The 7,562-nt window shown below is 43.8% G+C and carries 5 protein-coding genes; all 5 read right to left on the bottom strand.

Going from position 1 to position 7,562, the window contains the following annotated elements; translation table 11 throughout:
* Positions 1–47 precede the first annotated feature (47 nt).
* The gene (locus tag ABZB17_RS17930) at positions 48–1,424 is read right to left on the bottom strand and encodes a sulfatase (RefSeq protein ID WP_372652172.1); all 1,377 of its coding nucleotides are present in this window, start codon (positions 1,422–1,424) and stop codon (positions 48–50) included.
* An 8-nt stretch (positions 1,425–1,432) separates the two neighbouring features.
* On the bottom strand, positions 1,433–3,730 hold the full coding sequence (locus tag ABZB17_RS17935; protein WP_372652174.1) for a glycoside hydrolase N-terminal domain-containing protein: 2,298 nt from the start codon (positions 3,728–3,730) through the stop codon (positions 1,433–1,435).
* Positions 3,731–3,750: 20 nt separating this feature from the next.
* Entirely contained in the window at positions 3,751–5,550 is a 1,800-nt protein-coding gene (locus tag ABZB17_RS17940; protein ID WP_372652176.1) for an arylsulfatase, read from the bottom strand.
* A gap of 12 nt (positions 5,551–5,562) precedes the next feature.
* A complete protein-coding gene (locus tag ABZB17_RS17945) occupies positions 5,563–6,888 on the bottom strand; it encodes a sulfatase (protein WP_372652178.1) in 1,326 nt (441 codons plus the stop codon).
* Positions 6,889–6,975: 87 nt separating this feature from the next.
* The coding region (locus ABZB17_RS17950) for a sulfatase/phosphatase domain-containing protein (RefSeq protein ID WP_372652180.1) at positions 6,976–7,562 on the bottom strand (587 nt) is incomplete at its 5' end.

Raw genomic sequence — 7,562 nt, forward strand, 5'->3', positions numbered from 1 at the left:
AATAAATTAAGAATTATCTTTTTCATGATTCATCAATTAAATACTGTTTAGTTCTTATTTTCCTTTAAGTCCTGATCAAATTCAACCATTTTATTCTTCAATAGTTGCACCAGTTCCTGATTTTCCGGTGCCATATTATTCTGTTCTGAAATATCGTCTTTCAAATTAAATAGTTCTGTTTTGCCCTTTTCTTCCCGAAGTTTCCATTCGCCACTTCTTACTGCCTGAAGCGTGGTGTCTTTATAATAGAAAAAGGCATCATGAGGTGATTGGGCGCCAGGTTCGTTTGTAAGCAGTGGATATATATTTTTCCCGTCGATTGTTCTTTCCGGCAGTTTTGCTCCCGTGATGTGGGCAATTGTTGGCAACAAATCAATGGTTGAAGCAACTTCGCAGCAAACGGTTCCGGGGGGTATCTTTCCTTTCCACTGGGCAATCATGGGTTCGCGCATCCCTCCTTCGTAGGTATCAAATTTAAAGCCACGTAATGGAAATGCACTGCCGCCATGACCATTTTTCAGGTTCCACGGGCCATTATCCGAAGTAAAAACTACGAGCGTATTCTCATCCAGCTCAAGTTCCTGAAGCGTTTGCAGAATCTGGCCCATACTCCAGTCGAGCTCCTCAATAACATCGCCATACAAGCCCCGTTCGCTCTTCCCCTTAAATTCAGGTGAAGCAAATAGCGGAATATGAGGCATTGTGTGTGCGATGTAGAGGAAAAAACTACTGTCCTTGTTCTCCCTTATAAATTTTGTTGCTTCGTTGGTGTATCGTTTTGTTAAAGTTGTTTGGTCAACCGGGTACTCAATCACTTCGTCCTGGCGCATTAAAGGCACTTTACCGCCCCGCCATTTTACCTCCTTCAGGCTGTCGAGGTTCATGCCCTCGTTGTACACGATATTTTCAGCGAGTTTAAAACTGCGGTTTATCGACATGTCGTTGCTATACGGGATTCCGTAATATTGATCGAAGCCCTGGCTGGTTGGCAAAAGCTCGGGTTTATCGCCCAAATGCCACTTACCAATACAGGCGGTTGCATACCCTTGTTCTTTCAGCATATCGGCAATGGTTACTTCGCTTTGGGCCAGGCCTGTTTCGCTGGCGGGCCATAAAACCACCGGAACGCCTACCCTTAGCGGATAACACCCGGTTAGCAAGGCCGCACGCGATGGCGAACAAACCGACGAGGCCGAATAGAAGTCGGTGAAACGAATTCCGTCGTTGGCCATTTGGTCGAGATGAGGTGTTTTTATTAGCGGCGAGCCAAAACAACCCACATCGTTGTAGCCCTGGTCGTCGGTGAAAAAGATGATGACGTTAGGCTTTTTATTTGTTTCCGTTTTGGTACAAGCCCCCAGTACCATCCCGAAACAGATAATTGCTACAATAAAAGTTTGTATTTTTCGATAAGCACTCAACATTGCAATTCTTATTTTAGTTCGCCATTAAAACTATAACTCTTGCCTTTTTCTGTTTCAAATTCAATCAAGGTATCGTTGTATTTTAAGTGACAAGTGTTGCCGGCCTTTGAAAGTACTTCCACTTTTTCAAGCTGCCCGTCTTTCCACGAAAAAGCCAGTTCGAACCCACCCCGCGCACAAACACCCGAAATGTTTCCGTTTGGCAGAGCGCTGGGTAAGGCTGGCAAAAGCTCAATTTTACCCAGGTGACTTTGTAGCAACAGTTCAATAATTCCGGAGGCACCACCAAAATTCCCATCAATCTGAAATGGAGGATGTGCATCGAAAAGGTTGACATACGACCCCCCTCTTTCTTTGTTATCGGGAGTAATAGCCGGACTCAGCAGGCGGTGAATCATTTTGTAAGCATGATTACCATCGAGAAAACGCGCCCAGTAATTGATTTTCCAGGCCAGGCTCCATCCGGTACCACCATCGCCACGAAATTCGAGCGATTGCTGCGCGGCATTCATCAACTCTGGTGTTTCTTCCGGATTAATTTCAGAGCCGGGATAAACCGCCCACAAATGCGATACATGGCGGTGTTTTACTTCCGGATTATCTTTGTCTTCCAACCACTCCTGCAACTGCCCGTACTGCCCAATTTGGTTGGGTGCTATCTGCGGAATCAGGGCTTTTAATTCTTCGGCAAAAGCATGGTCTTTGTTTAGTTTTTCAGAAGCTTCAATGCAAATCCGAAATAAGGCGCGGATAATTTGATGATCCATGGTTGGACCAGCCACCAGACCACCAATTTCGGGAGAGTTGGATGGCGAACTGATCAGGTATCCGGTATTGGGATCACGGTATAAAAACTGGGCAAAAAACTGCGCCGAACCCTTTATTAACTCGTAGTTCTCCTCCAAAAACTTTTTGTCTTGAGTAAATAAATAATGTTCCCAGAAATGGGTTGACAACCACGCACCACCGGTTACCCATATTCCATGATTCGACGCATTTATAGGTGCTGCCCCTCTCCAAATATCTGTGTTATGATGTAGAACCCAACCATCGCAATTGTAGTGTTCTCTGGCCACAATCGCTCCTGTTTCAGCAACTTCCTTAAGCATGGTAAACAAGGGCTCGTGGCACTCCGGCAGGTTGGTTAATTCCACCGGCCAGTAGTTCATTTCGGTATTAATGTTTACGGTATATTTACTTTCCCAGGGTGGGCGAATTTTATCGTTCCAAATTCCCTGCAAGGTAGTTGGCCTCGTACCCTCGCGGCTACCGGCAATGGTTAGGTAACGGGCATATTGCACATACAAGGCCAGCAACTGCGGATCTTCGGGTAAACGTTCAAATTCAACAATGCGTTTTTCAGTGGTCATGGCTGCACGGCCGTTATCGCCAAAATCAATTTTAAAACGATTGTAAAGTTGCTGATAGTCGGCAATATGATCGGCTTTTAACTCCTGGTATTTTTTACCCTCCAGATGCTTTAACTTTTCACCGGCCAGCTTTTTTGCATCGGCACTAACGTCGTTAAAATTTACATAATTTGTTGCAGCTGAAAGGTAGATGGTTGCTTCCGAAGCGTCCTTTATTTGAATGTTGTTATCTACCGCAGCAAATGCGCCATCGGTTTTTACCACCAGCGTTGCCACGCCATACAATGCGCCATCTTTCACGTTTACTTTCAGCTCCATTGTATTTCCTTCGGTAAAAACAGCTTTTTGTTCGTGAACAGCATCCAGAGCAAGCTCAAAATTCAGAGCCTTCTTTTTATCTGCACTAAGGTTTACCGCTATAACCTGGTTGGGGAAGGAGGCAAACACTTCACGCTTATATTGAACACCGTCAACTATATAGGAAGTCTTTGCAAGGGCCTTTTCGATATCTAACTCGCGTTGATAAGCCGTATAATTCTCATGTCCCGGAAATTGGAGATACAAATCGCCAAAGGGCTGATACGCTTTCTGATGCAGCGGAACACTCATAAATTTTTCGGAAGCCAGGTTTTGCGCCTCGCGTTGTTTGCCATCTGCTAACAGTTGCCTGATTTCTGCCAGGTAGTTGCTTGCTCCCTTGTGCGAATAATCGTGTGGTTCGCCCGTCCACAATGTCTCCTCGTTAAACTGAATATGTTCTTGCGAAACTCCTCCATAAATCATGGCGCCTAAACGTCCGTTACCAATTGGTAGAGCTTCTGTCCATATTTCTGCAGGCTCGTTGTAAAACAGCCTGAATTCTGCAGGTTGTTCTTTTGCTGTCTCACACGAGACCAGAAACAGGATACAAACAAGTGAAAAAATTAATTTCTTCATTTCGATTAAGGTTAAATTGTTCAGATTGATTCATTTGTAATTTCAAGATAAAAAGGCATTTCATATACATATTTATCTAGTTGTTTTAACAGCACCACCGGGATAATATCGGTTTCTCCAGCCTCCAGGTTAATTTTACCTAACGAAAAACGATCAGCAGCATCGTCTTCAAAAAAGAAGCTGTACTTCCGGTCGTTAATCAGCAGTTCTATCTCACAATCGGTGGTTATTGGCTTTTTGAAAAACAGATCAATGTTATACACTCCGCTTTGAGCAACTTCGGTTTTCCAATAAACAATACTTTTTGTTACAGCTTTGTGCCGGGTAAAATGTACATCGTTTAAGTTTAACACGCTTGGATTTTCATTTACGGTACCGAGTATCATGCGCGGAGATTCTTTTGCATTTGGCTCGGTCAGCATCTCATCTATCCAGTTATTTAAGTCGGTTTTTAATGCAGTTGCCGTTTCCTTGTGGCCTTCAACAATATTGTGTTGTTCATACGGATCGTTGAGACTAAACAATTCAAATTCGTCAATAGTGGCATTCTCGCTACAGTTTCCAACCAATTTAAACCGGCTGTTCCTGATCATCATATTATCGAATTTTCGGGGTTCGCGGCGTGACCAGTAACGGCAAATATTACGTTCGGGCAGTTCTGAAGCTTCTCCTGTTAACAAAGGCAACAAACTTATGCCGTCAATTTTTCGGTCGGTTGGAATAGTGGCGCCAACTAATTGAGCAATGGTTGGAAAGATGTCAAAATGCGAAGCGGTAGCCTTAATATCCCGGTCGGGTTTAAATCCATTGGGATAGCGCCAAAAACAGGGTACCTGTATGCCACCTTCGTAAACCGATGATTTTCTTCCGCGCATTCCGGCCAAATACCGGTAAGGAATTGGTCCGTTGTCGCTCATAAAAATCACCAAAGTGTTTTCGCTTAAGTTGAGTTCATCCATTTTTGTTAACAAACGCCCCATATTATCATCGATATTGGTGACCATCGCATACACTTTCCGGGCTTTCTCCTTCATGTTTTCGTTCATTTCGGGAAAAGGGCGGCTGTCGTTTTCGAAACCTGAAGCCGGATCAATGTCTTTGTACATTTCGTAATATTCCTGCGGAACCTGTAGCGGATCGTGCGGTGCGTTAAACGCCAGATATAAAAAGAAAGGATCGGTTTGGTTTTCTTCCAGAAACTGGATAGCTGCATCGGTAAAAACATCGCTGCAATAGCCCCGGCTTTCTACCATTTTACCGTTTTCAAAAAGCGCAGGATCAAAATAGCTTCGGTTGCCTTTTAGGTGGTTGGGCCAGTCGCCCCACTGCCCGATACCTCCCGACAAATGACGCAAGGTATAATCGAAGCCCTGATCTTCAGGGCGCATTGGATAGTTATCGCCCAAATGCCACTTCCCAATCATTCCGGTTTTATAACCCACATCTTTTAATATTTCGGCAAGGGTTATTTCAGAAGCCGCCATCATTGCCCCTCCCTGATAGGTTTCGCGCACGCCTGTTCGCAAGGTATAGCGGCCAGTCATTAAGGCCGAGCGGGTTGGGGCACAAACCGGCGACACCAAAAACTCATCGAAACGCACACTCTCGCCAGCAAATTTGTCAAGCACCGGTGTTTTTATGTGCGGATTTCCATAATACCCCAGGTCGCCAAATCCCTGATCGTCGGTCATTATTAAAATTACATTGGGTTTCCCTTCCACTCCACTCTGTGAAGTATTCGATTTAGAAGTTTTTTGCGTACAGCTTCCAAGCACGAACATCATCAGGGCAATACTAGTATACGTAATTAGTCTGTTCATTAATATTGTTTCTTATTGAGTTGAGAATACATCCTCTTCCCACAATCGTATTTTTTCTAACATTTCTTCAACTAATTCCGGATTCTCAGAAGCTACGTTAGTTGTTTCCCCAATGTCAGTTTTCAAATTAAACAATTGTGGTTCAGCACTTTTAAAGCGCATAAGTTTCCAGTCGCCAGAGCGTAAAGCTGTTTTTCCCGAGAAACTCCAAAACAAATCCCTTTCAGATATCTCCTCGCCTTTCAGTAAATGATTTTTAAAACTTACACCATCAATATTTTGCGGGATTTCAGCCCCAATCATTTCAGCGAGAGTTGGATAAAGATCCATGGTTAATAGCGTTTCATCATTTATCTGATTGGGAGCAATTACTCCGGGATACCAGGCAATGGCCGACACGCGATGACCACCTTCCCAAAGGCTTGCTTTAAAACCACGCAGTGGGCCATTATCGGCTAAACGTGAAATACCACCATTGTCGGAACAAAAGAAAACGAATGTATTTTTATCAAGCTCTAATTCTTTCAATGTATTAATTACTGCACCAATACCTTCGTCCATGACTTCTATCATTTCTTTGTAGATGGGTTCCTCAATTTCTTTCGGGTCGCGTTTGTTAAATCCCGGATCGTCTTTTCCTCCTATTTGGCGGCGGGCTTCGGTATTTCTTCCCTGAAAAGGGCCATGAGGCGCCTCATGCGGGATATACAGTAAAAAAGGTTTGTCTTTGTGCCGTTTGATAAAATCGACCGAATGTTTTGTAATCAAGTCGGTAGAGTAGCCTTTTTCTTTTACCAGTTTATCGCCGGTCCACCAGTCTTCGTATCCTTCCTGATCCACGTGCGAATGGTAATCAACATTGCCTGAAACAAAACCAATGTATTCATCAAAGCCTTGATTAATTGGGTTAAATTTTGTTTCGTAACCTACATGCCATTTCCCAAACATTCCGGTTGCATAGCCGGCATCTTTAAATGTTTCGGCAAACGTTTTTTCACCAGGAGCCAAACCTACGTGACGATGACTCTTAGCGGTAACAACACCATCAATACCCACGCGTTGCTGGTATTTTCCGGTGAGCAGTGCTGCCCGCGTGGGGCTGCATACCGGGCCGTTGGAGTGGAAATCGGTAAACCGGATTCCTTCAGCGGCCAGTTTATCGAGATTGGGTGTATTTATGGTTTTACTGCCATAACACGATAAATCGGCATAGCCCAAATCATCTGCCATTATGATAATGATATTGGGTTTGCTAACTACGTTTTCCTTTGTACAGGCAAACGCGAATGCCAGCGATAAAATCAAGCCCCAAATTGATATGCTTTTTAATTTATTCATTTTTAAACCTTTGCACGCTGATTTTGCAAATTTACACAGATGAAGAATTATACATCTGCGATTATTTGCGTTTTCTGCGCGAAATTCTTAGTCGTTCCAGTGTTCTGCAATTATCTCCAAAATTTCAGGATTATCGGCATCAGTATCGCCCAGCAATTCCCGTTGATGAAGAATTTCCTTTTTCATTTCAGCAATAATACCCTGATATTCGGGCTCATTGTAAGCATTATGTAATTCCTTTGGATCTTTTTCAAGATCGTAAAAATCCCAGTAACGCCCGGTTTCTTCGCCTTCGCCAAATTCATTCGCTTTAAAACCATTACCGTAAAAGAAAGCTAACTTGTAGCGGTCGCTACGAATTCCGAAGTGTCCCGGCCGCATGGTTTGGTGTTCCCAGTAACGATAATAACCATATTTGCGCCAATCGTCGGGCGTGTTTCCTTTCAGGTTTTCGCGGAAGCTATGCCCTTGCATTGCGCCCGGATAAGCAGCTCCGGCATAATCGGCAAATAAAGCTGAGAAATCCACATTTTCAATAATATCGTTGTTGCGTGTTCCTGCAGGAATTTCTTTGGGATAACGAATAACAAATGGCATGTGTACCGATTCTTCGTTAATCATCCGTTTATCGAACCAACCATGTTCACCAAGGTAGTAGCCCTGGTCAGCGGTAT

Origin of the sequence: Draconibacterium sp. (assembly GCF_041583095.1) — a bacterium.
GTDB lineage: Bacteria > Bacteroidota > Bacteroidia > Bacteroidales > Prolixibacteraceae > Draconibacterium.

Excerpts from the sequence above, each read along its gene's own strand:
- ABZB17_RS17945 (WP_372652178.1), bottom strand. The coding sequence starts at position 6,888 with ATGAATAAATTAAAAAGCATATCAATTTGGGGCTTGATTTTATCGCTG.
- ABZB17_RS17935 (WP_372652174.1), bottom strand. The coding sequence starts at position 3,730 with ATGAAGAAATTAATTTTTTCACTTGTTTGTATCCTGTTTCTGGTCTCG.
- ABZB17_RS17940 (WP_372652176.1), bottom strand. The coding sequence starts at position 5,550 with ATGAACAGACTAATTACGTATACTAGTATTGCCCTGATGATGTTCGTG.
- ABZB17_RS17930 (WP_372652172.1), bottom strand. The coding sequence starts at position 1,424 with ATGTTGAGTGCTTATCGAAAAATACAAACTTTTATTGTAGCAATTATC.